Genomic DNA, 25450 nt, shown 5'->3' with positions numbered 1-25450 from the left:
GAGGTGGACTTCGGGGACGTGTGGATCCGGCTGGCGGGCGAGCTGACCCGGTGCTACCTGTTCGCTTTCCGGCTGTCCTGGTCGGGCAGACCGTGCACAGGATGTTCCTCACCTGTTCCCAAGAGGCGTTCTTCGAGGGGCACGTGCACGCGATGACCGTGCTGGGCGGGCTGCCCACGGGCAAGGTGCGCTACGACAACCTCAAGCCCGCGGTGGCCAAGGTGCTGGGCTTTTCCCGGGCCCGGGTGGAGTCGGAGCGGTGGGTCGCCTTCAGAAGCTGGGCCGGTATCGACGCCTTCTACTGCCGCCCGGGACTGATCGGCGCGCATGAGAAGGGCGGGGTGGAGGGGCAGATCGGCTGGTTCCGCCGCAATCACATGGTGCCTGTCCCTGAAGTGAGCTCGATGAGTGAGCTCAACGCGCTGATCGACCGCTGGGATGTGAAGGATGAGCAGCGCCGGATCCGGATGCGCCCGCAGACCATCGGCGAGCGTTTCGCTCATGAGCAGAGGCTGCTGGCGCCGTTGCCGGTCGAGCCGTTCGAGATCGGCCGGCTGCTGACCCCGCGCGTCAATCTGCACGGGCAGATCAGCGTGCGCACCAACCGCTATTCGGTGCCGATCCGGCTGGCCGGGCACGAGGTGCGGGCCATGTTGTTCGCGTCTCACCTGGTCGTTTACCACAAGGGGGTGGAGGTGGCCCGGCACGAGCGGCTGATCGCCAAGGGCGGGGCCCGGCTGGAGTTGGACCACTACCTGGAGGCGCTGGCGCACAAGCCGGGCGCGCTGCCCGGCGCGACCGCGCTGGAGCAGGCCCGGGCCGCGGGCACGTTCACCGCCGCGCACGAGGCGTGGTGGGCGGCCGCGCGTCGCAAGCACGGGGACGCGGCCGGCACCCGGGCGCTGATCGAGGTGCTGCTGCTGCACCGGCACATGCAGCATCGCCACGTGGTGGCCGGGATCACGGCCGCGCTGACGGTGGGAGCTCTGACCGCTGATGCCGTCGCGCTGGAGGCGCGTAAGGCCGCACAGGCCGACGACGATCCCGTTCCGGGGCCGGTCTCGCCCCGGCCGGAGCGGCTGGCCTGGCTGGATGAGCCCGCGGTGGTGTCGCTGACCACCCGGCGGCTGGCCCAGTTGCCGCCCGATACCCGGCCGCTGCCGTCGGTGGCCGTCTATGACCAGTTGCTGCGCCGCCGACCGGGCGGCCGGCCCGCATCCGAGGGAGAGTCATGACCACCTTTCACCGCCGCGGGCTGACCGAGGAAGCCGCCGAGGCCGCCATCTACCAGGCGTGTCAGAAGCTGCGGCTGCCGACCATGCGCGGCCAGTTCACCGACCTGGCCGGTCAGGCCGCTCGCGAGCAGATGAGCTACCTGGGTTTCCTGGCCGAGCTGCTGATGGCCGAATGCGACTACCGCGCCCGCAAGGCCTCCGACCGGCGGATCAAGATGGCGAACTTCCCCCGGCAAAAATCGCTGCGCGAGTTCGACTTCGACGCCAACCCCCACGTCGACCCGGCCGTCATCAACACGCTGGCCGGCTGCGACTGGGTGCGCAAGCACCTGCCGCTGTGTCTGATCGGCGACTCCGGGACGGGCAAGTCGCACCTGCTCATCGCGCTGGGCACCGAGGCCGCGATGGCCGGGTTCAAGGTCAAGTACATCCTGGCCGCCAAGCTGGTCAACGAGCTGGTCGAGGCCGCCGATGAGAAGGTGCTGACCAAGACCATCGCCCGCTACGGCCGCGTCGATTTACTCTGCCTGGATGAGCTGGGCTACATGGAACTTGATCGTCGCGGAGCCGAACTGCTGTTCCAGGTGTTGACCGAAAGGGAGGAGACCAGCAGTGTTGCAATAGCCTCAAATGAGTCGTTTTCGGGATGGACCAAGACATTCACCGAGCCTAGGCTCTGCGCCGCCATCGTGGACCGGCTCACCTACGGCGGCAACATCATCGAGACCGGCACCGACTCCTACCGGCTCACCCAGACCACTCGCGCCCAGGCCGAAGCCGCCGCCGTGGCGAGCAAGGCCGCCGGCTAACCCCTTCTCGCCTGCCCTTCCTCGACAACGCCCTGGTCCGCCGCTGGGAGGAGCGGGTCAAGATGCAGCGCCCCCGCAGCGAAGCCAGGACGTACGATCTTGACGCGAGACGAGCAGCAGCCATCGTCGGCAGCGTCGAGGAAGAGCACACCACGCTGGCGTCGGCCAGCGACAAGATCGTGTCACTCCGCCTGAAGGGGGACCCGATGGCGGCTGCCGAATCCCCGGAACATGCCGTCGCCGTTCCCCGCTGGCCCCCCTAGAAGCGAAAGGGACGGCTTCACGAACGGGCCGCGAAGCCGTCCCCTGCCATTGCTAGCGCGCCGCCTTGTCCAGAATGGCGGCCACCTCATCAGCCCTGAACACGAACCCCACGTGCGAGGTGTCCAAGGTGTGCACATCGTAGGGGTTGCCGGGCGTCAGGGCGTCCGCTTCGGCGATCACCCTGTCCTGCATGGCCACGGGCAGGGTTCGGTCGCCGGTGAGACGGATGTAGGTGCGGGCGATCGTGCCCCAGGTGTCAGCCTGGACACGGGCGTCGCCCGTCATCACCGCGATCGATTCGTCCGGCTGCAGAATGTTGAGGAAGGCACGGAACTGCTCGTCGCTGACGTCCGCCATGGTCGCGGCCTTAAAGGCGTCGAGCAGCTCCGCGTCCGCGGTGCGGTAGTTGGCCCGGCCGACACCGAGCCGAGCGGGATCGCCGACGTTGAACGCGAACAGCGGGCCCATCAGGTTGTCGGCGAACTCGGGCTCCTGCATGTACTCGAACGGGTTGGCGCGCTGCACGCACGACCAGGCGGAGATGTAGACGAGCCGGCTCACCAGCTCGGGGATAGCGTTGCCCACACCGGAGATGGTCAGGCCGCCGAGGCTGGCCGCCACCAGCACCACGGGCCCGTGCTCGGCCACGCGGCGGACCACGTCGACGACCGCGTCGACGTTGTCCTGCAGGGTGACCCCGGCGAGCTTCGACGGCTCAGCCGCCCACGCGTCGAGGTCCTGCGGGGCCTGGTAGGCGAGCGGGTACTGCGCGTCGAGGCCGTGGCCCGGCAGATCGACGGCGAAGCTGCGGTGGCCGAGCAACGCCAGCTCACGCTGGACCGGAGCCCACATGAAAGAGCTGGTGCCGGAGCCGTGGACCAGCACGAACGTAGGCGACGACGAGTGGTTGGAGTTGGATCGCATGAAGAACAGTCCGTTTCGATGAAAGGCATGGCGAACATGCCTGCGTTGCCGAAGGCGGCGTGCGACTGCCGGATGGGAACGCGGCAGGGCAGGCCGTGAGGCGAAGCTGGCGGTCGGCGGCGGGCGGAACCCGGGTGGTGCACTGGCTGCTTAGCCACGTCACCTGTCTGCGGGAACGCCTCAACTGGCGCTGGTCGCTGAACGACCGGCGCGGGCAGACCGCGTCAGCTGTTACGAAGACGGATGAACTTCTGGATCATGCCTGACACAGTATCAGGGGGTCGGCACCGCACATCGCGACGGGGCCCTCGCTACGCGACCAGGCCGTCATCTACCTGCTGCTCGGCACCGGGCTGCGCCGCGCCGAGCTAGTCGGCCTGAACCTGGACGGCTGCAGCCGGCCCATGCACCCGGCGTGTTGGCCCCCCTCCAAGCCAGCCAATCCCATCTATATCAGTCACCGTTTGATCGCGGATGGTAATTCCGCGTCCCTCTGGGTGCTGCTACTTCTCGCCGACACGCCACGCCCGATCAGCCCTCAAGTGCTGTCCAAACTGACCAGCAAACGCTGCTGCTACTCACCCGCAAAATCAAACAGGCGGACGGCGTGTGCGCATCGCGCGAGAAATACCAGAAACCGAGCTCTGCGCCATGCAGCAGATGGCCGACGTGACCGCGGTCTTCAGCAGCCGCTCTGCCTTCTCCTCCGCCTATCCCGCCTCGACTCTGTTCGACAGCGCGAAGGAGATCAATGCGGCGGGCCTGTCACTCAACGTGCTTTGCCAGGGCTATCCCGATCACCAGCTCAGGCGCCTGCTGGACTCCGGCACTCGGATCCGGTGCCTCTTCCTCGACCCGAAGGGCCAGGCGATCCGCGCGCGCGAGGCAGAAGAGCACTACACAGACCGTACGTTGACAACCCTTACAGCGCTCAACACCACCATGCCGACGAGGTTGCGCGACCGGCTCGACACCGCATCGGCTCAGCGCCGCTGGCGGAGGTGCGGGCCGAGCGGGTGTGGCAGCGGATGAGTAAGCAGCTCGCCGACGAATGGGCCCAGGCCGGACCGCCGGTGGTTCAGGTGGCGGGTCGGGCAGCGAGGCTGGTCCCGGAGCGTGGGCCGGCTCCATCCTGCCAGCGGTAGAGGTCGCGCAGCAGGGAAATCTCGGCGCCGTGATGGATCAGCTCCCTGTTGACGTGCAGAACGATGCCCTCCATGGGAAACCGCTCGGGACCCACCGGGGGCGGATTCTCCAGGTCAGTGTCCGAGAGCTCGCGGACCCCCGCGTTCCATCTCCCATACATCTCATCGAGCTGTTTTAGCGCCTCGTCAGCGGTCCCCGCGTAGGCGAATGTCTGGGAATCGACGTCCTGGCCGCCGAAGTGCCATCCGACTCGATAGCCCAGGCACGAGACGATGATGTGCGCAAGCCGCCAGGCAATCGTGGTCACCGGCGCCGGCACCGGGTCAGGGGACGCGGAGTCCATCGTCCATTCCCCCGAACCTGCTGACATCGGTGCGGACGACGTGCCACGTGGGCGGATGCTCCAGCAGCCGCGCACCGGCTCCCAGAAGTACTCCTCATCGGCAAGACCGTCCAGCCGCGGCCGCAGGTTCTTGTGCCAGTGCCGGTCCAGCTGGTCCGCGAGCCGCTCGCTTCCTGTCATTTCCGCACACTACATACAACGGAGATTTGGCTGCGACCCTCGCACGTTCCGGCAGATCATCCCTGAGTCACCAAGCGTCCTGGACCCGCACCAGCGGGCCCTACAAGCGTGACACTGAGATCATCCCGCCCGCCATCGAGCGGCGCGGGGCGCCGCCGAGCCGCATCAGCCCTGGAAACGATGAACCGCGGGATCACCTGCAACCAGGGGAGCGTTCAAGACATCTTGGGTCAACATGACGCCCGTCAATCGCGCCGCGAGCAGCAGCGCCCCGTCCACCGACGGATGTTTGACCGCTCTCGCCTCGCGCTCGTCCGCGTCTCCCGGCGCGTATGTGGGATCAAAGCCCACGTCCCTCATCACGTCCACGAGACGATCTGGATCGCTCCCAGACCTCCATGCAGGAATCATCGGATTGAACGAGGTAATCAACTCCCCGTCCACGGCGTAGCCGAAGCAGTCGCTGGCGTAATCGTGCCGAAGAACAGACACGGCTTCCGTCTCAACCGAGAGCACCTCCAAGGCGTCGAGCGCGTCCCAGCCAGACTCTTCAACGACGACGATCCAGTCGCCTAAGCGACCAGCCAAGACGGTGTCAGGGAACAACCCTTCATCAATCAGCTCCTCGTACGTGAGCGGTCTGATACTTCTTTCTTCAGCCCCCATGCGCCGCAGCACATCGATTTCGCTTAGCCCTCGCACGAAGGTCAGACACCAGAGATCGCTGAAGCTATGGCCATTGGCGAGCCAGTCGACGTCGGCATAAGCGATCTCCATGTATACGCTCCCGTCTCAAAGCTGTCGCCACCGTTGCGATCAGCCTTGACGATTTTCACCTTGCAGGTTCTTAGCCCTTCACGCCGTCAGCCTCCGGCCTGCACGCTCCGGCTCCGGGATGGTCGCCTCGCGGGCCAGGCGTCTGTGAGTGGCTGAGGTGGAAGCCTGATCATCCCGCGCGCCATGGACCCGGGACAAGCCGCCACCACGCCCGCTCAGTCGGCCGGAGAGCAGTGACACCCACATGGGCCTGTCTCGTCGAGTGGGCAGAGGTGAATTCGGAGTCGAAGCTTATGCGGCCGAGGGCGGAACAGTCCTGATCGACTACGGATGGGGCACGTCAGTGGACGCGGCACCAGGACTCCTGTCGTCGGGCACGACCATGGCGACGGTGCTTTCCAATATCAAGAGCGACGACTTCAGCCTCCTCATCGACGGGGACGTGATCGCCAAGTTCGGCCTGTATGAATACTCCTATCGCTACGGAGAAGTCCCGGAGCACCTCCGTCCCCACCTTCAGGAACTGGGTCTCGACCGTGACGATCCCACCGAGAACCCCGTCCCCAGGGCTCTCGCCTTCGCCTCCCGTGCCACCGGTGTGCGTTTCTCACGCAAGCACTTCGCCCAGGACGCTCTGACCGGCGCAAGCGACCACCTCCAGTGAGGCCCATACCGTTGCCACGCTTCCCCGCTGTCTACTCGACGAACCCAGGGATGTCGGTTCCCGTGCCGGTTCGATTCTCGTCGCCCGCTCTCATCGTCAAAGCCCAGGTAGACCGACGGCTTCGTACCTGGGCCCTGAGGTTGTTGATCTCTGCGTGCCATTAGGCGTCCTATGAGTGCGATTATGACCGCGTGGTTGATGTGACCTTGGATGATTCCGGGGGCGTGGTGAAGCTCCGGACCGAAGCCTGGGAACTCAACATCCGGGCGCCCCTGGCGGATTTGGTGCGCCTCCGCGGGATCAGGGAGGCAGATTGGGATGCACGCCGCTCACTTCCAGTCGGGACCTGCGCTGACGCGCACGTGTTCTGGGTGGCAAACGAGGAGCAAGCGACGATTCTCATCGGCCAGGACGACGAGACATGGGACATCGCGGTTACGGTGCCGCTCGGAACCGTCGACCAGATCGCACGCCTCGCCGAGGAACGCATGTGATGCATTGGTGATCAGCTGACAGGAGCGAGCGAGTCGGACACATCCTCCTCGTCTTCGCGTGCCCGATCAGGTGCTTGTTGATCGCCGACGTGATCACCTTGTCATCGGCAGTGGAAAGCCCTTGATATCCAGACGGTCGTGGCTAAAAGATCCGCGCTAGCATGCGGCGATGGACTGGGGCGCCTTCGAGAAGGCATGGCATGACAGCGGATGCCGCATCCTGAGTGACCTTGCAGCGGCGTGTCCAGGCGAACGACTGTACGGCGCGGCCTTCCGCCTTTTCTACATGGACGACGTCAAGATCCTCCCGCCCGCCCTGGCCGCCAACACTGAGTCATCGGTGCACGAGGACTATGGGTACTCGACACGGTTCGTTCCGCCGGAGTGGCGGTGGGACGTCTTGGACGCCGCAAGCGATGCGATGTCGCCGTGGTATCGCCGTCTCACCGAAGAGTATCTGGCGCCCGCTACCACCGAGCCCGAACAAGGTGCGGCGATGAACGCACTCGAGGCAGCGCACGACACCGCGGTGGCCAACGCCTGCAAAGCGATGACCACGACAGCGCGCCGGGGCGACATTCACGGCTCGTTTCCGCCCGGGTTCGTCGTCGTCATCCTCGAAGGGCAACGCGGGGATGAGGAGGAGGCCGGTCTAATCCGGAAGAGCGTCGACCCGCAGATGCTGCCGACGGCCCCCAAACTGGCCGAATACCTGCGGCAGCTCGAGGAGACGTGAGCCTCGACCTCGCTTTGGTCATTCCAGGAGCACTTCAATCTTCCACGGCGGCACGCATGCCGTTCCGTCTCGCATCAAGCTTCGGACTCGTCCCGCCAAGCAGTCCAGGTCAGCGTTTCGCGCCAGCCGGGTAGCTGGTAGCGCCACATGGTGACAACCTGTGCCAGGATCGGCAGCGTCCGGCATGAAGTGCGAAAGTGCGCATCAGCGCTGCCGTCGCGGTGCTCCAGCCAGTAGGCGCCGTCGTCTCGCAGGTAAGCCTGTATGTAGTACTCATCATTTTCTGCGTCCAAGCGCTCGACCACGAGAAAACGGTTGGACAAGGTCAATCCGCGCAGCAAAGAATTCAGGTCACCAGAGGTTGGGCTCTCCACAGAATCGCCGCGTTCATTAAACGCCCGTACTGTCGCACTCATGGCACACAAGATAACAACCCTCTATGCCTCCGGCAGGGGCGCTCCGGCTCCGGGACGATCAGGGAGCAGGGTGCGCGCGTCGCTCGAGGAATGCCAGGTCACGGGCTGATCGTCCTGCCATTAAGGGGGGTAATGAGGGTCGGCCACGGTTACTCACGACCGGTCACTGGACCGGCATCGGCCCAGGCCGGCGTTTCTTAAGGTCAGCAGCCATGCTCTTGGAAGAGTTCCCAAGTTGATGGCCTCAGCTCGCCGGGCGTGGCAGCTTCGGGTAATGCAAGACCTCCACGAACATGATCCGCCCCTCAACGATGTCAAGGATCAGTTCACCTCTCGGTGGAAGCAGCGGCACGCATCTGTGCCCGGGACCGTACGCTCCGTCCGGCCGCTCGGCCGTATAGAAGCTCTGGCAGAAGTCATCACCGCATCCACACCTCTCATAGAACCGAATGTCCCAGGCGCAGACGGCGAGATCCTCTTCCCCTTCTTCTCTCAGACACGCGATGAGATCGGCGACGAGATCCGGGAACAACTCACGTACGAGGGACCGCTCGATCTTGCTCATGTCACACAGTCTCCAGCCTCCGTGGAGGCGCCATCAAGATAGCGCCTATGCGACGATCCGCACGGGGGGCCACACCGTCGCCATGTCATTTCGACCTCAGAACATGAGGTCGACCGCGCACCCGATCGCCATCAAGGCCATCGTTGCCAGCAGCGGGACGCGAAGCCACTGTGCGACCTTGCCATGGCGTCCTTCCCGGGCGTGCCAGCGTCGCACCAGAATGAGGGCACCGGCCTGGATCGCGACAACGGTTACGAAGCCCCAGACAGGGATCGGCCAGCCGGATGGCGTGGTGAGCAATAAAGCCTGTACGACGAAGGCCGGCGGGCCAAAGAACACCCAAACGATGAATAGCCCTTTCCATTCGATCAACCACGTCCAGAGTGTCAATGCGAAATAGGCCGGCAAACATAAACGCCGTAAGGCTGTCCGCTTCACTCGCATGTCATGATCTTGTCCTTTTTCTGTTTCCAGACAATAGCGTCAAGGTCGCAATCTATGCATCCGGCGGGAGCGTTCCGACTTCGGGAGGATCGCCCGCGGTCGGCCACCGTACACGCTTGGGGGCGATCGTTGCTCAGCATGGCTCACCGGAGAAGAATCGAAGGGTGTTCATTTCTGGCGGCTTCCGCGACACTGATCATGTGATTGACCACTACCGCGATCTCTTCAATCGGTACGGATGGTTGGAGAACTCCCTTTGCTGGACCGTAGTACAACCCCTCGACGAAGAAATAACGGTGGACGATCTTCTGTGGCGGCTGAACGGCGGCCGCGATCCTGAGCAACGCACGGTGGCATATCCCATCGAGATGGCCGCGGAGGAGGGCGGGCCTGTTCTCTTCGTCTACGAGGGTGAAGGAGCCTGGGGTTTCCTGGAGTTCACCTATGGCTACGCCACGCCTGACCATATTCTCACCGAACTCAGCAAGGGGTCACGCGTGTGGATGACGACGTGGCACTTCAACGGTGGTTACACGATGCTCTACGCGGCCGACGGCAAGATCAGGGCGCGGATGCGTAACTTCATTTTCGCCGAGCATGATGCCCCACAGGGCGATCCAGGCGTCCTGGCCGACTTCCAGGCCATGCTGAACAGCCTCGGCCCAGAGGACTATTGCGGCAAGCTCAGCGCTTCGTTCGCTTTCATCGAGGCGTCCACCGGCATGGGCCTTGAGAGTGAGTGGCTGGACGTGGAAGAAGCGTCCGTCATCATCCTCGACAACTCCGGTGCCTGACTCGTGGCCATCGCTGTCAGTTCAGGTCGACGATCGGCGCGCTGGCTGTTCGAGGAGGTGTGTCAGTCGCCCCGATAGAGGGCGGTGAGCAGTTCGATCGCCGCCTGGGTCGCGGGAGGCGGGTCGTCTCGCCACCAAGTGAGGCGTACGGCGATGGGCTCGGCGTCCCGGACCGGCCGGTAGACGACGCCGGGCCGGGGGTACTGGTGCGCGGTGGACTCCGCCGTCATGCCGACACAGCGTCCACTGGAGATCACGGTCAGCCAGTCGTCGAGCTCATGGGTCTCCTCCGTCGCCGGACGCGAGCCGGGCGGCCACAGCTCGGGTGTGGTGCTGCCGGTCCGCCGGTCGATCAGGAGAATGCGCTGGCTGAGGTCGGCGAGACGCAGCGACCGGCGTACGGCCAGGGGATCCTCGGCGGACAGGGCGCACAGGCGCCGCTCCAGGCCGATGATGGCCCCCTCGAAGCGGCGGTCGTCCAGGGGATTACGGATGACGGACAGATCGGAGACGCCCTCCGCCAGGCCGGCGGTCGCGGAGTTGACGCGTACCAGGTGCAGATCCGTTCCGGGGTGCATCTCGGCCCAGCGGCGCTGGAACGCGGGCGTGTGGCGGCCGATCGCCGACCAGGCGTAGCCGATCCGCAGGATGCTGTTGCCCGAGGTGGCCTCCTGGACCAGGTGGTGTACCTCACTGAGTACCCGCCTGGCCTGGGCGACCACCCGCAGCCCGGTCGTGGTCGGTGTCACCTCGCGTGAGGTACGCCTGAGCAGCCGCACCCCCAGGGCGCGTTCGAGCGAGGCCAGGGTCCGGGACACCGCCGCCTGGGATACGCCCAGAGTGATGGCGGCGTCGGTGAAGGTGCCCTCGTCGACGATGGCGACGAGGCACCGCAGCTGCCGCAGCTCCACATCATCCATGACTCAAGTGTATAGATCCCGCGATGAACGCATTTTGTGCAAACATCACCAGGTCCCACCATCTAGTCATGCGAAGCGCATCTAACACGTTGGTCCCAGCGCCCTCCAGGAGGCGGTTGGCCGGCGTGGTCACGATGGCCGGCAGCAGCCTGTCGAACCAGGTCGGCGCCGCGATCGGCGCGCTTGCCTTTCCCGTCCTTGGGCCGGTGGGCGTCGTCGCGGTCCGCCAGTACGTCGCCGCGTTCGTCCTGCTCGCCGTCGGCCGCCCTCGCCTGCGGGACTTCACCTGGGCGCAGTGGCGGCCGGTGCTGGGGCTCGCCGTGGTGTTCGCGACCATGAACCTGTCCCTCTACACCGCCATCGACCGCATCGGCCTCGGCCTGGCGGTCACGCTGGAGTTCCTCGGCCCGCTCACGATCGCCCTCGCCGCCACCCGTCGCCGCGTCGACGCCTTCTGCGCGGTGATCGCCGCGGTCGGCGTCGTCGTACTGATGCGCCCCCAGCCCTCGGCCGACTACGTGGGGATGGGCCTGGCCCTGCTGGCCGCGTGCTGCTGGGCGTCGTACATCCTCCTCAACCGCACCGTCGGCCGCCGCATCCCGGGCGCGCAGGGCACCGCCACGGCGGCCGGGATCTCCGCGCTGATGTTCCTGCCGGTCGGCATCATCCTCGTCCTGCGCCAGCCGCCGACCGCCGCGGCCGTCGGCTGTGCCGTCGCGGCCGGTGTGCTCTCCTCGGCGGTGCCCTACCTCGCCGACGTGTTCACGCTGCGCCGCGTACCGGCCCAGGCGTTCGGGCTCTTCATGAGCGTCAACCCGCTCCTGGCCGCCCTCGTCGGCTGGATCGGCCTGGACCAGAACCTGGGCTTGACGGAATGGGCGAGCATCGGCGCCATCGTGGCCGCCAATACTCTCAGCATCCTCGTACGGCGAGGCTGACCGGCGTTCGCGTAGCGTGATCCAGATGGTCACTCTTCAGGGGAAGGAGTCACGGTGCGTATCGCCATACCGTTGTTCGATCGGTTCACAGCGCTGGACGCGGTCGGCCCGTACGAGGTGCTGAAGTTCCTTCCCGATGCTGAGATCGTCTTCGTGGCCGCGGCGTCCGGGCCCATCCGGGACGTGCCAAAGTGGCTGGCCATCACTGCTGACGCTACGTTCGCCGAGGTTGACTCGTGCGACGTGCTCTTGGTGCCTGGAGGCCCGGGTAGCAGGGAACTGCTGGACAACCGCACGCTTCTGGACTGGATCGGCCGCATGCACGAGGGGAGTTCCTGGACGACCTCGGTGTGCACCGGCTCGTTGTTGCTGGCCGCGGCCGGGCTGCTCAGGGGGCTGCCTGCGACAACTCATTGGGGAGCGGTCGACGTGCTGGAGTCGTTCGGCGCGATCTACACCTCCGAAAGGGTGGTGTTTCACGGCAGGATCGTGACCGCCGCCGGTGTCTCCTCCGGTATCGACATGGCGCTGGCGCTAGTGGCGCGCATCGCTGACCAGACAACCGCGGAGGCTGTGCAACTCGCCATCGAGTACGACCCCCAACCGCCCTTCGACGCAGGCTCGCCGGCGAAGGCGCCTCAGGCCGCCAAAGACCTGCTCGCTCGGGGAATCCGCTGACCGCGAGCGAAGGGGTTCGGCCCCGGACGTACGGGCGTCCGGGGCCGGTCAATGGCGAGAGCGCCGTCAGGAGAGGCGCTGGATGGTCCACATGTTCTGGCTGATCCGGGACGGGTGACCACAGCTCGTCGGATCCCACTGGGTGTTGATGGTGACCCAGCCGACGGGCAACTGGTTGGAGCAGACGGTCATGATCGCGCCGACGGGCTGGTCGTAGTAGGACGCGATGTTCCACACGTTGTACGTGATCCTCGACGGATTTCCGCAGCGCGTCGGATCCCAGAAGTCGTTCGTCTTGACCCAGCCGGTCGGCAGGCTGCTGGCGCAGACTGTGTTGACGGCCGCGCCGGCCGGGCTGACAGGTAGGAACACGAGCGCGATCAGCGCGCTCAAGACCACGCTGAGGAACTTGAGGCTTTTCACGGACTTACCCCCTTCGACTCGACCTCCGCCGGGATGGCGGCTGGCTTGATCACCATTCGCCTTGAGTGGCGCGCTGGATCAGATCCGCTGTGAGTCGGTATGACGCCTCGGGTCGCGGCGACGCGACAGCGGAGGGACACGGGGCGACGACGCAGCCGCCAGCGACCCGCAAGTCCGTGCGTGTTCCCGCGTCACGGCACCGCGATCTCCTTCACGATCCGCCGCAGGTCACGCTCGGGCGAGGTCACCACGATGGCCAGGCCGAACTCGGGCGTCCAGACGAACGTCCGAGTGGTCGTGGAGGCTCCCTGGCCGAGCAGGTTCCCGGACAGCCCGGCGATGGTCGTCGGCTTGGCCTTGCCGCTGGACAGGCTGTTCCACCAGTCCTGGCTTGACATCCCCGACCCGCGCTGGACGGAGACCGTGACCGTGTCATCGCCGTTTCGGCCGGTCCATCGCCGGGTTGTGGTGCGCCAGCCAGTTGCGAGGGCGGTCCGCACGGGACCCGGTCGCAGCTTCGGATCGTCGACGGAGACCCCGATGCCGTCGACGGACTGGCTCCGGCCGTCAGGAATTGCCTGGATGCCCTCGGCGATCCGTTTCAGCTCGCTCTCCGGCAGGTGATCCGCTCTGACTCGTACGCCGATGCCCGGCTTGACCAGCCACAACATGACCCGGCCCGCCTGCCCGGTGGCGCCCGCGTAGGCCGGCAGATCGTGCACAGATGCCGGACGCGTCTCGGTCAGCGGCTCCTCCGGCGGCACGGCCGCGCGTAGCTTGTCCAGCGTCGCCGCGTCCCGGCCGTACACGACCTCGACCAGGACGCGCCGGCCGGAGTCGCCCTGCCAGAGCCGGTTCAGCGCGGCACCGTAGGTGTCCGCCGTTCCCGCGATCCACATGCCGGCCGGCATGTACGTGATGCCGAGTCCGGCGAAGGCGGAATCCCAGCCGGTCACTCGCAGCCCGCCGGCGATCCGGTCGCGCTCACCCTTCAAGCCGGCCGAGACCGTGACCTTCAGCAGGAGGCGGTGGTCGGCGACCCACATGCTGGCGGTGCCGTCGTCTGACAGCACGGGATCGCCGCTCCGCCGTGGCTCGACAGGGCTGCGGAAGACGTTCAGGGAGAGGATGTCCATCCCGTCGCGCATGATCTCGTCGGTGCGGAAGACCGAGACCTGGACGAAAGCGCCGCCCGCCTCCCATCTCAGCGCCTCACCGCGCAGCCGGACCTGCCCCGCCTGATCCGTCTCCTGGGTGCGCAGCCGTCGCGGGGCATCGAACCCCTTGGGCAGGTAACGGACCTGTACCCCCGCAACCTCCGGAGAGGTGACGACGGGGTCATACCGGGTGACAACGTACGGCGACACGATGCCGATCGCAATCAGCACGGCGGCAACGGCCGTGGCCACACTCGTCGCGATCCTGCGCCGCCTTCTGCGTACCGCCACCCGGGCCGCCACCCGTATGGCGAGCTCCGGCGCCGCCTGCACCGGCCGAGCCGCGTCGATCATCCCCTGACGAAGGCGTTCCTCAATAGCGCGCAATGTTCGCCACCTCCTCGCCCAGCACCGTCCGGAGGCGCTTGAGCGCCTTGAACGCCTGGCTCTTCACCGTGCCGACAGAGCAGCCGAGCACCCTCGCGACCTGCGCCTCGGTCATGTCCTCCCAGAACCTGAGCACGACCACCGCCCGCTGACGGGGCGGCAACCTCCGCAACCCCTCCATGACGACGTGCCGCAACTCGATGTCCACATGCGCGGCCGGGAGATCTGGAGGGGTGTGGGTCGGGATGAACCGCACGATCGCCAGCCGCCGCGCCCGGCTGATCGCCAGATTGACGATGATCCGCCGGATGTAGGGCTCGGGGTCACCGGCCCGGCACAGTTTCTCCCAGCGCATGCACGCTCGCTCCAGCGCGGTCTGCAACACGTCCTCGGCCTCACTGAGCGAACCGCAGGTCAGGTACGCCGTACGTAACAGGCTCGTGCTACGGGCGGCCACGAACTCCGTGAACCCACCCATATACGGCGTCACTTAACGCCCTCCACAATCATGCCCTCCTACACGCACGGCCCCCGACGATAGTTGCCTCGGTCGTACCGGGTCCCCGGATGCTTGCCGCGAGGCGCTACGCGTCTTAGGCGACCACGACTTCCAAAACCACCACTGGCGATCAGAGCAGGGATGGCCGGACCTCACCGCTGCCGTGCACTGGTTGATCGACGACACATTCATCGACCAAATGGGGGTGCGTGCATTGATCCCCTACCTCTTCTGCGATGAGCACGAAGCCGACCTCGTACAGACTGCGGTTGATGCCCTCCTGCACGTACTCGATGACCTCGGCCCTACCGCTCCAGACAACGCCTATCTCGCCCATCCCGGATGGATCAACGTCCTGAATTCGGCTGGCGCGGCCTACCTGGCCTTGTCCGCCGGCAAGTGCACCTCGTGAGGAACCGACGGTGAACCTCTGTGGGACCCGGAAGAGCTTGGAGCCGACACACTTCGACTTGAGCGCTCAGATGGGCAGGGTCGCGGTCAGCGGTGCGCCGATCTGGATGTGGAAGTACGCCACGAGGTCGTCTCCCTTGGCGGCTCCGAGATCCGCGTCGATGAGCACGATCGTTCCGGCCACGATGCCGGTGAAGCTGATGCCGGATCGCCGAGACTGCTCGATGCGTTCGGTGACCGGGCCGCGAACCGCCTCGGTGAGGAAGGCGAGGCCGTGCGGGAACTCCTCGCTGAGCAGATGTCGTTGCCGCCCTGCCTCGATCAGGCTGCCGATGCCGAACCGCACCGAGACGATCTGGTCCTCGCGGAGGCTGACGTTGAAGTAGCCGTTCGACTGGGGGCGATTGCAGTTCTGCTGGGGTGGATAGAAGCAGTCGTAACCACCGGCCCGAAGATCGTCCGCTCATCGTGGTCGCGTAGTGCTCGGCGCCGAACGGCCAGCGCCGCACCGGGTTGTCGCGGGCGGTGACAACGAGCCCGTCAAGCCAGGAATAGCTGTAGTCCGCATGCGTGTCGCGCCATGCGGTCCGAGGAACCTCGTCGTGATGGTGGCTCGGCCGATGGGGTGCAGCCGGTCAGCGCGAGCGGGCCGAGGATGATGATCATCGAGGCGATCATGATCGTGCGAAGGGCAGGCCAACGCCGGCGTGCGGCCATGGGGTACGGACGGGACACGGGGCTCATCGAAGCCGCTGGACCACTGATTCGGCGACTTTCAGGCCGGCGTCGCGGTGGTTGAGCTGACCGGCCCGGCGGGCCTGGGCTGGGATCGACACCATCAGTACGCGGCCGGACTAGAAGGAGCCGCGTTCGACGGGGGGTCCAGCAGGGCGGTCGCCGCGCCGTGGATCTTCCTCAGTGCGTTGAGCAGATGTTCGCGCTCGGCCTCGGTGAGGTCGGCGGTGACCTGCTCTTCGAGCAGCCGGCGTTCCCTCTCGATGGGAGCTTGCAGGGCGCGCCCGGCGTCGGTGAGCCACAGCCGGACCAGCCGGTTGTCCCGGTTGTCGCGGCGCCGGGTGAGCAGGCCGGCCGTGGTCATCCGGGTGGCCGCCTTGACCACGTTGGGGGTGGTGACGTTCAGCGCGGCGGCGACCTCGCCCGGGGTGCGGCCGTCCTGCCGCCACAGCACCGCAAGCAGGTGATCTTGCCCCAGGTGCAGCCCGTGGCGCCGCACGGCTGTCTCGGCCGCCGCCCGCAGCGCTTTGGACGCCTTGCTGTGCAGGTCCAGGAACTCGGGCACGTCGAGGCCTCCGATGATGTCGCGGTGCGATTGACATCCAGATCATGTACCGGTTAACGTTCTGCCGAATCATTAACCGGTACACGATCTAGGAGTCCTCATGATACTGGTCACCGGTGCCACCGGGAACGTCGGCCGTGAGCTCGTCCGCGAGCTGGACGAGAGCGGCGCGCCCTTCCGCATCATGGTCCGCGACCCCGCCCGCGCGGCCACCTTGCCCGAGCGGGCCGAACGGGTCGTGGCGGACCTGAGCGAGCCGGCGACGCTGCCGCCCGCCTTCGCCGGAGTCGACCGGCTGTTTCTGCTCACCCCCGGCATCGGCCTCGACCACACCAGGCACGCCATTGCCGCCGCCCAGGCCGCCGGGGTGCGCCACATCGTGCACCTGTCCTCGTTCAACGTGCTCGGCGACCCCATGCCCGCCATGGGCCGCTGGCACCACGAGCGCGAGCAGGCCATCCGCGCCTCCGGCATCCCGGCCACGTTCCTGCGGCCCGGCGGCTTCATGACCAACGCTTTCGACTGGCTGCCCACCATCCGCGAGGGGGGCTATGTCCTCGATCCGGTCGGCCCCGGCCGATACGCGCCGATCGACCCCGCCGACATCGCCGCCATAGCCGCCCTGGTCCTGACCGGTGATGGCCACCAAGGGCAGGAGTATGTCATCACCGGCGAGGAACTGTTCACCATCACCGAACAGGTCAAGATCCTTGCCGCGGCGGCCGACCGGGACATCGCGATCCGGCCGGTGACCACCGCGGAGGAGGCCGTAGCCTCCCGATTCCCCAACGGGGCACCTCCGGCGCTGGCCGAGGCCGTCACCGAGGGGTTCCACCTCATGCGCGCCGACACCGCCGGATTCCGCACCAACACCGTGGAGCAGCTGCTCGGGCGCAAGCCCCGCACCTTCGCCGCCTGGTGCGCACGCAATGCCGACGCCTTCAGGACCACCTGATCGGCATGGAGCCGCAGTAGTCGCGAGAAGTCATGAAGCCGTAGTGGCCGGGAGAAGTCATGAAGCCGTAGTAGCCGGGAGAAGCGCAGGAGCAGCACGCCGGCCTAGGCAAGCCCCTCAAGCTGCCGTACGACCTGCTCTGTCTTCTCATCAGCCGGGTCCACCCGCCGGATCAGGGAGCTGCCTCCCCAGGCGGGCGAGGGGAGACAGGGCCATGAACACCGGAGACAGGGCCAGCGCGACCGCGGTCAGCAGCAGACTCGTTCGCAGCCCCAGCGCGCCGGCCAGATAGCCGCCGAGAAGCGACCCGAGCGGGGTCAGGCCCATGCCGACGAAGTTGAGTGTCGCGACGACTCGGCCCTGGATCGGGATGGGGGTGATGGCCTGGCGCACTGTCACGACGGTGACGTCGACCACCTGGCTGAAGACCCCGAACAGGAAGTTGATCGCCATCAGCGCGGCGATCGTGACCGCGGACGAGCCGCGCAGCGCGGGGACGCACAGCATCACGCCATCGGCGAGCACCGCGGCGGACACCAGGACGACGCCGTACCCGTACCGCCTCGGCAACCTGGCCGACAGCAGGGAACCCACCAGCGCGCCCGGGCCCATCGCCGCCAGTACGAGCCCGACGGCGGCGCCCGACAGGTGCAGCGTGCGCGGCAAGAAGAGCAGATAGATGGTCATCACAGCGGCGAAGGAGAACTGGAAGAGGGCCGAGGCGATCCCTACCGCCCGCAATGAGGCGTCGTTGACGACGAGGCGCAGGCCCTCGTGGATCTGCCGCCACACGCGCGCCCGCCCTGCGGCCGGCCCGGGCATCGGTTCGGGACGGCGGATCCGCCGGATCGACAGGACGGACAGGGTGAAGAAGCAGGCGCTCGCCAGGATGGCGATCGGCGCGGTCACGAGCGACATCAGCGCGCCGCCGAGCGCGGGGCCGGCGATCTGCGCGGCGGATCTGCTGGCTTCGAGCGCGCTGGTGCCCTGGGCGAGCTGGTCGCGTTTCACCAGTCGTACGAGGGAGGTCTGGTAGGCCACGTCGAAGTACACGGTGAGGGCGCCGACGAGGAAGGCGACCAGGACGAGCAGCGGGATGTCGAGCATGCCGAGGAGGTAGAGGACGGGGACGACGGCCAGCACCACGGTACGGCCGATGTCGGCCAGCACCATCACGTCGGGGGAGCGTCGGCGGTCCACCCCCGCGCCGGCGAAGAGCGAGAGCAGCAGGATCGGTGCCTGCTGGACGGCGCGGAGGAGGCCGACCTGCTCGGTGCCGGCGCTGAGCGCGACCACGGCGATGAGCGGCAGGATGACCTGGGCGGCCTGCGTTCCCAGTTGGGAGGTGGTCTGGCCGATCCAGAGCCGGCGGAAGTCACCGTCTCGCCACACGCTGGGCGGAGTCGGGGCGGGTCCCGTCATCGGCGGCCTCGCATGGGCGAGCGCGCGAGCACGGCAGGGGACGCCGGCACGGCAGGGGACGCGAGCACGGCAGGGGAAACGTATGGCACAGGGGTCCTTGAGTCGCTGAGAAAGGTGCCCGTCCCGCAGGATCTGGGCAGGAAGGTGCGCTGTGCCGCAGTTCGGATGCAGCACGCGGTGACAGGTCGGGAAGTGACCTAGAACGTCAGCGCGTGCTCGGTTGACCGGGCATCTCAGCTCCTCGAAGGATCATTTACCGCTTGAGACTAAACGTCGGCCCATGTGGCGGCCAAGGCAATTGATGACCGCTCATCTCCGTGCTGGGCACAAGGAGCATTGTCCTAGGGGTTGGCGGGGGTGTTCCCTCTCCCGAGAGAACACCTCACAGAGTGCTCGTACGGTCGCGGGCCGCGATGGCCAAGGCGATGAACTCGCGGAAACGCGCGAACTCCTCCTGGCTCATCTTCAGTTTCACCCCGCCGTAAACCTGGTCGTCGCCCTGCCTGGTGCCGAGATGGACCTTGAAGCCGTCGCCGTGCGGCCGGGCGTCGACTCCGACGAACGCCACGTGGTAGCGCATGCTCTCGGACAGGCCCCGGTGAAAGATTTCCAGGGTCCTGCCGTCCTGCACCAGGATGTAATCGCCGAGCTCGAACTCTGCGGCCATAGCTCCCGCTTCTAAAGCGTGTGGATACCGGATCTTAGAGATGGTCCACCGTACGCTGCGCCAGCACGCGGGAGACCATTGTCTCGGCGGGCCTGCCGAGCACCTGTTCCAGGTCGGGAGTCTGCTTCTCCAGGGCGCCGGCTCTCACCTGCGCATTGAGCCAGCTCATGGGTCCAGGGGCGGTGTCCGGCACGTCGCGATAGGTCACGCCCAGCGCCTCGGCCACCTCTGGGTGACTCCACAGGGGGCCGGTGAAATCGTAGGCCTGGCCCAGATGCCCCTCGCCGGTCAGTACGTTGGCCGCCGCCTCGGCCAGGTCGGAGCGGAAGGCGGTGTTCAGTCCTCGGCCCCCGGTGCTGCCGGTCAGCTCTCCGCCGGAGATCCGCGGGATGAACGCCTCGCCGTAGAAGGGGTGGCGCAGGATCGTGTACGGCAGCCCGCTGCCGAGTATGGCCTGCTCCGTGGCGTGGTGGGCCTCCGTCATTCCGGTGGCGACGGTGTCGGCCTCCAGAAAGCTGGTGTAGGCGATGGCGCCGACGCCCACCTTCACGGCCGCGGCGACCGCGGCCAGGTGGTGACCGATCCGGCGAGCGGGGTCGAGCTCCGGAGAGGAGATCAGGAGCAGGCGGGTGGCACCGTCGAAGGCTTCAAGCAGACTCGCCGGGTCGTCGTAGTCGCCCCGCCTGACCGCGACGTCTGAGGGGGCCCGTCCGGGGTCACGTACCGCGGCCACCACCTCCGCCCGGGTCCGCAACCGGTCAATGACGAGGCGGCCGAGCGCACCCGACGCGGCCGAGACAACGATCATGGAACTCCCTTTGAAAGACAGCTCAAAGTGAAGCGCCGATGGGTAGCTGGAGGCCACTCGTTTTCCGACGGCCGGCCGGAGTTTTCGATCAGCTAGCCTGTGGGCTGTGATTCAGAACGATGGCGGCGAAAGCACCGATCAGAGCATCCTGACTGGCTTTGGGGGAGATTCCTCCCGCGTGACCTTGCGCCGGATGACCGTCGACGATCAGGACGAGTTCACCGAGCTGGTCAGGGCCAGCGCCGACCTGTACGGCCCGTACATGTCCCTGCCCACCACGCCGCAGGATTTCCACGCCTTTCTTGGAAAATTCGCCGACCCGCTGCTGGCCGAATGCCTGGCGGTCTGTGTGCGCGACACCGGTGCCATGGTGGGCAACATCAACATCAACAGCATCATCCGCGGGCGCGCCCAGACCGCCTCCCTCGGCTATGCGGCCTTCGCCCCCACCGCCGGTCAGGGGTACATGTCCGAAGGGCTCCGCCTGGTGCTGCGTTACGCGTTCGAGGAGCTGCGCCTCCACCGGCTGGAAGCCCAGATCCAACCCGGCAACCACGCCTCCCTGAAGCTGGTCCAACGCCACGGGTTCCGCAGCGAAGGATGCTCACCGGAGCTGCTCTTCATCGACGGCGCCTGGCGGGATCACGAACGGTGGTCCATCACCAACGCCATGGCCGGCATGGTTCCCAGCGAGCCGCACCCAACCCAGCCTGCGCGTTGAGGATTCCGGCCGAGAGCGAGCCGATGTGCTGAGCTATGAACGGCTCGTCGAGCAGGCCGTACAGGCATCCCTCAGCGGGTGGGACTTCGGCTGGCTGCGCGGGCGGACGAGCGGTGGAGAACCGTCGTGGGTGTACGCCGAGCGAGCCGCATCGCTCCTTCCCACGGCGCGGCGGCTGCTCGACATGGACACCGGCGGCGGTGAGCTGCTCGCTTCGCTGGCTCCCCTTCCTCGTCACACGGTCGCCATGGAGGGATGGCCGCCCAATGTCCCCATCGCCGGCAAGCGGCTGAGAGCGTCGCGGGTGGCGGTGTTGGGCGCTGCCGCCGATCAGATCCCCGTCCGCGAGGCCACTTTCGACCTCGTGCTCAACAGGCACGGCGCGCTGAACGCCGCCGAGATCGCGCGCGTTCTCGTCCCGCGGGGGCGGCTGCTCACCCAGCAAGTAGGCAGCCGTAATGGGTTGGAGCTGAATGACGCCCTGGGGACACCGCCCCCTGCCGACCCAGCGAGCTGGACTTTGGAGGTCGCGGTCGATCAGCTTCGCCACGCTGGGCTGCGGGTGCTGGACGCCCGCGAGGAGATGGTCGACTACGTCTTCAACGACATCGGCGCCGTCGTCTTCCAGTTGCGCGCGGTCCCGTGGCAAGTCCGCGACTTCGACCTCAACCGTTATGACCGGCGGCTACGTGAGCTCCATGAGCGCATCTGTGCCCAGGGCGCTTTCACCACTCGCGATCACCGCTTCCTCATCGAAGCCGAGCTCCGTTAACGGCTCTCGCCGATGAGCTTCGAGTACAGGTACATATCGCGACGTTCGCCGCCCACCTCCTGCCAGCTGCGCAGGAGGCCCTCCCGGAGGAACCCCGCTCCCTCGGCGGTCTTCCAGGACGGCGTGTTCCACGGCTCCACATGCAACTGCAGCCGTGGAATCCGCAGCCGCTCCAGGCCCCACGCCGAGACGGCCCGCAGGGCGGTGCCGGCGACGCCCTGGCCGCGGGCCGACTTCGCCACCCAGTAACCCACCGAAGCCCGCCCGTGAAGACCCGGCCACAACCCGATCTGGCCCACGGCTCGGTCGTCGCCGACCGTCGCGATCGCGAAGGAGTAGCCGATCCCGTCGGCGGCTTTGCTCCACTGACGTTCGATGAAGGCGATGCCCTCGGCGGCCGTGTAACGCGGTGGCACGCCGGTGACCAGGGGGATGTAGGCGTCTTCGGAAGCCTCCCGCACCGCCACGACGTCGTCCAGCCGCCATGGGCGAAGCAAGAGCGTGTCGCCCGCCTGAAGTTCGGGAACTACCACCATTCCCGCATCATGCCACCCGAGCTGCGCGAAACCCGTCAGCCCTTGAGGCCGGTCGTGGAGATGCCCTCGGTGATGCGCCGCTGGAAGATGAGGAAGAAGCCCAGGATCGGCACGAGCGACAGCACGGCCATGGCCAGCATGGGTCCCCACGTGGAGCCGCTGCTGGAGTCGAGGAAGGCCCGCAGCGCCAGCGGCACCGTGTACGTCGACACGTCGCTCAGGTAGACGAGCTGGCTGAAGAAGTCGTCCCAGGTCCAGATGAAGGTGAAGATCGCGGTGGTGATCAGCGCGGGACTCGACAGGGGCAGGATGATCCGCCAGTACACCTGGATCGGCCCGCAGCCGTCGATCCTGGCCGCGTCGTCGAGCTCCCTGGGCAGCGACCGGATGAACTGCACCATCAGGAAGACGAAGAACCCGTCCACGGCCAGGAACTTCGGCACGATCAGCGGCAGGAACGTGTCGACCCACCCCAGGGCCTTGAACAGCGTGTACTGCGGCACGATCAGCACGTGGATCGGCAGCATGATCGACCCCAGCATGACGCCGAACCAGACGCCCTTGAACCGGAACGACAGCCTGGCGAACGCGTAGGCCGCCATCGAGCACGACAGGACGTTACCGACCACGGCCGCCGTCGCCACGATGAACGAATTGGCGAAGAAGCCGGTGAAGGGCACGCCGAGCGCGTTCCAGCCATCGGTGTAGTTGTCCGTGACGACGGTCTGGGGCACCAGGCCGGGATCAGCGAAGATCTCGTCGTTGGGCTTGAACGACGAGCTGATCATCCAGAACAACGGATAGAGCATGACCAGCGCGCCCACGACGATCAGTACGTGAACGGCCCAGCGTGACCTAGTCGGCATAGTGCACCCAGTACCTCGACGAACGGAAGGCCAGCGCGGTGAAGACCGCGGTCACCAGGAGCAGGATCCAGGCCAGGGCCGAGGCGTAGCCCATCCGGAAGTTCCCGAACCCCTCCTGGTAGATGTAGAGCGTGTAGAAGAGCGTGGAGTCCGCCGGGCCGCCCGTCCCGCCGCTGAGGATGAACGCCGGGGTGAACGCCTTGAATGCGTTGACCGTCTGCAGCACCAGGTTGAAGAAGATGATCGGGCTGAGCATGGGCAGCGTGATCTGGAAGAAGGCCCGCACCTTGCCGGCCCCGTCGACCGCCGCGGCGTCGTACAGCTCGGCCGGGATCTGCTTGAGGCCGGCCAGGAAGATCAGCATGGGCGAGCCGAACTGCCAGATGTGCAGTGCCACCAGGGTGTAGATGGCGTACTCAGGCGTGGAGATCCAGCTCGGCCCGACGATCCCGAAGGCCGACAGCACGTCGTTGACCAGCCCGTCCGGCCCGAAGATCTGCCGCCACAGGATGGCGACCGCCACGCTGCCGCCCAGCAGCGACGGCAGGTAGTAGGCCGCGCGGTACACGCCCACGCCGCGCATGGGCCGGTTCAGCAGCACCGCCACGAGCAGGGCGAACCCGCCAGAAAGCGGCACCGAGGCGACCACGTAGATCATCGTGATGCGCACCGCGTTGCCGAAGTGCGGATCGTCCATGATCCGCGCGTAGTTGTCCAGGCCCACCCACGACGGCGTCGTGAGCAGGTCGAAGTCGGTGAACGAGAGGAACAGCGAGGCCAGGATCGGCCCGCCGGTCAGCAGGAGCAGCCCCGCGAACCACGGCAACAGGAAGAGGTACGCCGACCGCCCTTCTCTCCTCTTGACCGTTATTTCAGTACGCGGTGCGCTTCGTCGAAGAATCGGGACACCCCCTCAGCAATGGACAGCTTCCCGAAGCCCACCTGCTGATTGACGTTCATGAGCACCTTGTTGTGCAGTTCGCCCGCGCCGAGCGGCTGAGGAGGCGGCAAGGGGCCGACCTTGTCGGAGAGCGACTCGATGTAGGCGTAGACGAGCTTCTCCGACGGCGACGCCTTCGGCTCCAGCGCTGCCCGGATCGCCGACGAAGGCGGTACGCCGCGTTCCGAGCCGAGCGGCGTGGCCACGTCCGTGTCACTGACCAGCGCGTTGACCAGCGCGACGGCGTCCTGCGGCCGTTTGGTGGCCGCGCTGACCGTCAGCAGCATCGACGGCTTGTAGTACTGGCCGGGCTTGTCCCCGGTGGGGAAGGCGTGGACGGCTATGTCGTCCTTGGTGACGCTCATGTAGGCGGTGAGCTGGTTGGACCAGGCGAAGTCCATTACCGCCTTGCGGGTGGCGACCAGGCTGTTCTGCACATCGCCCGCGGCCGTGGCCTGCACGTCGGGCGGGGCCGCCGCGCCCGCCTTGCGCAGCCCGTCCCAGAACGTGAACCACTCGGTGAGGTCCTTCTCGTCGTAGGCGAGCTTGCCGTCGGGGGTGAAGAACATCTTGCCCCGCTCCAGCAGCCAGTTCTCGAACGCGCCGCCGTCCTGGGCGCCGTCCTCGCTGGCGTAGACGCCCTTGGGCGCCTTCTCGGCGATCTTCTTGGACAGTTCGCCGAACTCCGGCCAGGTGAAGGTCTCGGGCACCTCGATGCCGAGCTCCTTGGCCAGCGTTCTGTTCCAGATGAGGGCCATGGAGTTGATGCCGAAGTTGACGCCGTACTGCTTGCCGTCGATCTTCCCGGCGTCGACGACGTCCTTCGCGAAGCCGGACAGGTCCAAGCCCTTGCCGAGGTACGGGCCCAGGTCGAGCAGGCTGCCACGCCGGGCGTACTCCCCGATGTAGGAGTAGTCCATCTGGATCACGTCGGGGGCGTTGCCGCCGGCGGTCTGCGTGGCCAGCTTCTCCCAGTAGCCGTCCCAGCCGGAGAACTGCGTCCTGACCTGGACACCGGGCCGCTTCTTGCGGAACGCCGCGAGGGCCTGCTGGGTGGCGTTGTGCCTGGCGGTGCTTCCCCACCAGGCGAACTGCATGCTGGCCGCCCCGCCCGATCCGCCGCCACCGCCCGCGCAGCCCGCCAGGGCTAACGCCCCGGCAGCTGCCACACCGACCCGCAGGAATCCACGTCTGCTCAGATCGCTCATGGCCACGTCCGTTCGTTACGCCCAGGCAATATTTAACTTAGGACGGTAATG

At 66.7% G+C, this 25450-nt stretch carries 33 protein-coding genes; 14 read left to right on the top strand and 19 right to left on the bottom strand.

Going from position 1 to position 25450, the window contains the following annotated elements:
- The first annotated feature begins 101 nt into the window (after positions 1-101).
- From AB0B61_RS16620 to AB0B61_RS16610, 3 genes are all read left to right on the top strand, one after another.
- Positions 102-1235, top strand: a complete 1134-nt coding sequence (locus AB0B61_RS16620; RefSeq protein WP_358432220.1) for a hypothetical protein — start codon at positions 102-104, stop codon at positions 1233-1235.
- On the top strand, positions 1232-2044 hold the full coding sequence (istB, locus tag AB0B61_RS16615) for an IS21-like element helper ATPase IstB (protein ID WP_358432219.1): 813 nt from the start codon (positions 1232-1234) through the stop codon (positions 2042-2044). The genes AB0B61_RS16620 and istB overlap by 4 nt, the downstream gene beginning before the upstream one ends.
- A 62-nt stretch (positions 2045-2106) precedes the next feature.
- Complete coding sequence (locus AB0B61_RS16610; protein WP_358432218.1) at positions 2107-2307, top strand: hypothetical protein; 201 nt, start codon at positions 2107-2109, stop codon at positions 2305-2307.
- 52 nt (positions 2308-2359) lie between these two features.
- Here the strand turns inward: AB0B61_RS16610 and AB0B61_RS16605 are convergent, their stop codons facing one another.
- The gene (locus tag AB0B61_RS16605) at positions 2360-3232 is read right to left on the bottom strand and encodes an alpha/beta hydrolase (protein ID WP_358432217.1); all 873 of its coding nucleotides are present in this window, start codon (positions 3230-3232) and stop codon (positions 2360-2362) included.
- 609 nt (positions 3233-3841) lie between these two features.
- Here AB0B61_RS16605 and AB0B61_RS16600 point away from each other — a divergent pair.
- On the top strand, positions 3842-4264 hold the full coding sequence (locus AB0B61_RS16600; protein ID WP_358432216.1) for a DUF5919 domain-containing protein: 423 nt from the start codon (positions 3842-3844) through the stop codon (positions 4262-4264).
- A gap of 46 nt (positions 4265-4310) precedes the next feature.
- Here AB0B61_RS16600 and AB0B61_RS16595 read toward each other — a convergent pair whose 3' ends face one another.
- Positions 4311-4901 (bottom strand): DinB family protein, encoded by a 591-nt coding sequence (locus AB0B61_RS16595; RefSeq protein WP_358432215.1) that lies wholly within the window; start codon positions 4899-4901, stop codon positions 4311-4313.
- Between the two features lie 165 nt (positions 4902-5066).
- A complete protein-coding gene (locus AB0B61_RS16590) occupies positions 5067-5678 on the bottom strand; it encodes a DUF6461 domain-containing protein (protein WP_358432214.1) in 612 nt (203 codons plus the stop codon).
- A gap of 244 nt (positions 5679-5922) precedes the next feature.
- On the opposite strand from AB0B61_RS16590, the gene AB0B61_RS16585 reads away from it, so the two are divergent.
- The 3 genes from AB0B61_RS16585 to AB0B61_RS16575 all read left to right on the top strand — a co-directional run bounded on the left by AB0B61_RS16585 (position 5923) and on the right by AB0B61_RS16575 (position 7572).
- Positions 5923-6342: a DUF6461 domain-containing protein gene (locus AB0B61_RS16585; protein ID WP_358432213.1), complete on the top strand. Its 420-nt coding sequence runs from the start codon at positions 5923-5925 to the stop codon at positions 6340-6342.
- A 191-nt stretch (positions 6343-6533) separates the two neighbouring features.
- Positions 6534-6836, top strand: coding sequence for a hypothetical protein (locus AB0B61_RS16580; protein ID WP_358432212.1), 303 nt, complete (start codon positions 6534-6536; stop codon positions 6834-6836).
- A gap of 169 nt (positions 6837-7005) precedes the next feature.
- Complete coding sequence (locus AB0B61_RS16575) at positions 7006-7572, top strand: DUF4303 domain-containing protein (RefSeq protein ID WP_358432211.1); 567 nt, start codon at positions 7006-7008, stop codon at positions 7570-7572.
- Positions 7573-7646: 74 nt separating this feature from the next.
- Here AB0B61_RS16575 and AB0B61_RS16570 read toward each other — a convergent pair whose 3' ends face one another.
- From AB0B61_RS16570 to AB0B61_RS16560, 3 genes are all read right to left on the bottom strand, one after another.
- Positions 7647-7988 (bottom strand): hypothetical protein, encoded by a 342-nt coding sequence (locus AB0B61_RS16570; RefSeq protein WP_358432210.1) that lies wholly within the window; start codon positions 7986-7988, stop codon positions 7647-7649.
- A 244-nt stretch (positions 7989-8232) separates the two neighbouring features.
- On the bottom strand, positions 8233-8553 hold the full coding sequence (locus AB0B61_RS16565) for a hypothetical protein (protein WP_358432209.1): 321 nt from the start codon (positions 8551-8553) through the stop codon (positions 8233-8235).
- 96 nt (positions 8554-8649) lie between these two features.
- Entirely contained in the window at positions 8650-8997 is a 348-nt protein-coding gene (locus AB0B61_RS16560; protein WP_358432208.1) for a hypothetical protein, read from the bottom strand.
- A 116-nt stretch (positions 8998-9113) separates the two neighbouring features.
- Between AB0B61_RS16560 and AB0B61_RS16555 the strand changes: the two genes are divergently transcribed.
- On the top strand, positions 9114-9791 hold the full coding sequence (locus AB0B61_RS16555) for a hypothetical protein (protein WP_358432207.1): 678 nt from the start codon (positions 9114-9116) through the stop codon (positions 9789-9791).
- A gap of 62 nt (positions 9792-9853) precedes the next feature.
- Here the strand turns inward: AB0B61_RS16555 and AB0B61_RS16550 are convergent, their stop codons facing one another.
- Positions 9854-10711: a LysR family transcriptional regulator gene (locus AB0B61_RS16550; protein ID WP_358432206.1), complete on the bottom strand. Its 858-nt coding sequence runs from the start codon at positions 10709-10711 to the stop codon at positions 9854-9856.
- A 125-nt stretch (positions 10712-10836) separates the two neighbouring features.
- On the opposite strand from AB0B61_RS16550, the gene AB0B61_RS16545 reads away from it, so the two are divergent.
- Positions 10837-11649 (top strand): EamA family transporter, encoded by an 813-nt coding sequence (locus AB0B61_RS16545; protein WP_358432423.1) that lies wholly within the window; start codon positions 10837-10839, stop codon positions 11647-11649.
- Between the two features lie 54 nt (positions 11650-11703).
- A complete protein-coding gene (locus tag AB0B61_RS16540; protein WP_358432205.1) occupies positions 11704-12327 on the top strand; it encodes a DJ-1/PfpI family protein in 624 nt (207 codons plus the stop codon).
- Between the two features lie 66 nt (positions 12328-12393).
- On the opposite strand, the gene AB0B61_RS16535 is transcribed toward AB0B61_RS16540, so the two are convergent.
- From AB0B61_RS16535 to AB0B61_RS16525, 3 genes are all read right to left on the bottom strand, one after another.
- Complete coding sequence (locus AB0B61_RS16535; protein ID WP_358432204.1) at positions 12394-12750, bottom strand: hypothetical protein; 357 nt, start codon at positions 12748-12750, stop codon at positions 12394-12396.
- A gap of 191 nt (positions 12751-12941) precedes the next feature.
- A complete protein-coding gene (locus AB0B61_RS16530; protein WP_358432203.1) occupies positions 12942-14261 on the bottom strand; it encodes a hypothetical protein in 1320 nt (439 codons plus the stop codon).
- 19 nt (positions 14262-14280) lie between these two features.
- The gene (locus AB0B61_RS16525; protein ID WP_358432202.1) at positions 14281-14772 is read right to left on the bottom strand and encodes a SigE family RNA polymerase sigma factor; all 492 of its coding nucleotides are present in this window, start codon (positions 14770-14772) and stop codon (positions 14281-14283) included.
- 193 nt (positions 14773-14965) lie between these two features.
- On the opposite strand from AB0B61_RS16525, the gene AB0B61_RS16520 reads away from it, so the two are divergent.
- Positions 14966-15205: a hypothetical protein gene (locus AB0B61_RS16520; RefSeq protein WP_358432201.1), complete on the top strand. Its 240-nt coding sequence runs from the start codon at positions 14966-14968 to the stop codon at positions 15203-15205.
- 66 nt (positions 15206-15271) lie between these two features.
- On the opposite strand, the gene AB0B61_RS16515 is transcribed toward AB0B61_RS16520, so the two are convergent.
- Both AB0B61_RS16515 and AB0B61_RS16510 read right to left on the bottom strand, forming a co-directional pair.
- Complete coding sequence (locus tag AB0B61_RS16515; RefSeq protein WP_358432200.1) at positions 15272-15550, bottom strand: hypothetical protein; 279 nt, start codon at positions 15548-15550, stop codon at positions 15272-15274.
- 492 nt (positions 15551-16042) lie between these two features.
- Positions 16043-16504 (bottom strand): MarR family winged helix-turn-helix transcriptional regulator, encoded by a 462-nt coding sequence (locus AB0B61_RS16510; protein WP_358432199.1) that lies wholly within the window; start codon positions 16502-16504, stop codon positions 16043-16045.
- A 100-nt stretch (positions 16505-16604) separates the two neighbouring features.
- Between AB0B61_RS16510 and AB0B61_RS16505 the strand changes: the two genes are divergently transcribed.
- Positions 16605-17459 carry an NAD(P)H-binding protein gene (locus AB0B61_RS16505; protein WP_358432198.1) on the top strand — a complete coding sequence of 285 codons (855 nt, stop codon included), beginning with the start codon at positions 16605-16607 and terminating at the stop codon, positions 17457-17459.
- 150 nt (positions 17460-17609) lie between these two features.
- On the opposite strand, the gene AB0B61_RS16500 is transcribed toward AB0B61_RS16505, so the two are convergent.
- The 3 genes from AB0B61_RS16500 to AB0B61_RS16490 form a co-directional block, all read right to left on the bottom strand.
- Entirely contained in the window at positions 17610-18881 is a 1272-nt protein-coding gene (locus AB0B61_RS16500; RefSeq protein ID WP_358432197.1) for an MFS transporter, read from the bottom strand.
- A 382-nt stretch (positions 18882-19263) separates the two neighbouring features.
- Complete coding sequence (locus AB0B61_RS16495; protein WP_358432196.1) at positions 19264-19548, bottom strand: hypothetical protein; 285 nt, start codon at positions 19546-19548, stop codon at positions 19264-19266.
- Positions 19549-19582: 34 nt separating this feature from the next.
- Complete coding sequence (locus AB0B61_RS16490; RefSeq protein WP_358432195.1) at positions 19583-20356, bottom strand: NAD(P)H-binding protein; 774 nt, start codon at positions 20354-20356, stop codon at positions 19583-19585.
- Between the two features lie 106 nt (positions 20357-20462).
- Between AB0B61_RS16490 and AB0B61_RS16485 the strand changes: the two genes are divergently transcribed.
- Positions 20463-21077: a GNAT family N-acetyltransferase gene (locus tag AB0B61_RS16485; protein ID WP_358432194.1), complete on the top strand. Its 615-nt coding sequence runs from the start codon at positions 20463-20465 to the stop codon at positions 21075-21077.
- Between the two features lie 25 nt (positions 21078-21102).
- Positions 21103-21849, top strand: a complete 747-nt coding sequence (locus tag AB0B61_RS16480) for a class I SAM-dependent methyltransferase (protein WP_358432193.1) — start codon at positions 21103-21105, stop codon at positions 21847-21849.
- Here the strand turns inward: AB0B61_RS16480 and AB0B61_RS16475 are convergent.
- From AB0B61_RS16475 to AB0B61_RS16460, 4 genes are read right to left on the bottom strand one after another with little or no spacing between them, the layout of a single operon-like run.
- Positions 21846-22385, bottom strand: coding sequence for a GNAT family protein (locus tag AB0B61_RS16475; RefSeq protein ID WP_358432192.1), 540 nt, complete (start codon positions 22383-22385; stop codon positions 21846-21848). The genes AB0B61_RS16480 and AB0B61_RS16475 overlap by 4 nt on opposite strands.
- Before the next feature lie 35 nt (positions 22386-22420).
- The gene (locus AB0B61_RS16470) at positions 22421-23251 is read right to left on the bottom strand and encodes a carbohydrate ABC transporter permease (protein WP_358432191.1); all 831 of its coding nucleotides are present in this window, start codon (positions 23249-23251) and stop codon (positions 22421-22423) included.
- Positions 23241-24152 (bottom strand): sugar ABC transporter permease, encoded by a 912-nt coding sequence (locus tag AB0B61_RS16465; protein ID WP_358432421.1) that lies wholly within the window; start codon positions 24150-24152, stop codon positions 23241-23243. The genes AB0B61_RS16470 and AB0B61_RS16465 overlap by 11 nt, the downstream gene beginning before the upstream one ends.
- The gene (locus AB0B61_RS16460; protein ID WP_358432190.1) at positions 24119-25399 is read right to left on the bottom strand and encodes an extracellular solute-binding protein; all 1281 of its coding nucleotides are present in this window, start codon (positions 25397-25399) and stop codon (positions 24119-24121) included. Before AB0B61_RS16460 ends, AB0B61_RS16465 begins: the two co-directional genes overlap by 34 nt.
- Positions 25400-25450: the final 51 nt, after the last annotated feature.

Origin of the sequence: Nonomuraea sp. NPDC049158 (genome assembly GCF_040648335.1) — a bacterium.
Taxonomy (GTDB): domain Bacteria; phylum Actinomycetota; class Actinomycetes; order Streptosporangiales; family Streptosporangiaceae; genus Nonomuraea.
Note: the sequence above shows the minus strand (reverse complement) of the source record. Positions and strands in the feature narration are given on the sequence as shown.